Genomic DNA, 568 nt, shown 5'->3' with positions numbered 1-568 from the left:
GGTGTTGATCTCTGGGGATTGCTATCAGCATCAAACTACTTATCAGTTTGAATTTTAGATAGCACTTCTGCCCTTTGAACTTGCAGCGGCAGCGATGCTGCAACTCCAACGACTTTGGGTGTTATGGTGGGCTACATGCCCACCTTTTTTGTTTTTGTCGAAGAGGTTCGAACGATGAGCTCACCCTCTACTTTGCGTTTGTTAGAAAGCAACGGTTGCCCTTCAATCAGTGCCATCAACGATTCGATTGCGAGTTTACCCATGTCTGAGTAGGGCAGTTCAACCGACGTTAATGCTGGAAAGCTTTCAGAGGCGATTTGCTGATTATCGTAACCGACAACGGCAACATCCTGAGGAATCTTCAACCCCAACTCCGCTATCGCTTGGTAGCACCCCATTGCCATATAGTCGCTGCCACAGAAAATCGCTTCCGGCGGCTGCTCCATATTCAGTAGAGACAGTGTTTGCTGGTGCGCTTCTTTTAGCGACCAGTTTGCATCGACTAAATACTCTGAGTTAGGAATGATGTCTGCATCAATGAGAGCCTGACGATAACCATCGGCACGTT

General features: G+C 47.7%; 1 protein-coding gene. It reads right to left on the bottom strand.

All coding sequences use genetic code 11. The features are described 5' to 3' along the window. Window positions 1-131: 131 nt before the first annotated feature. Window positions 132-568 (bottom strand): substrate-binding domain-containing protein (locus R8O11_RS30065; RefSeq protein ID WP_318195241.1); only part of this gene is annotated, 437 nt, incomplete at its 5' end.

This window comes from Vibrio sp. 1288 (assembly GCF_033344475.1).
Note: the sequence above shows the minus strand (reverse complement) of the source record. Positions and strands in the feature narration are given on the sequence as shown.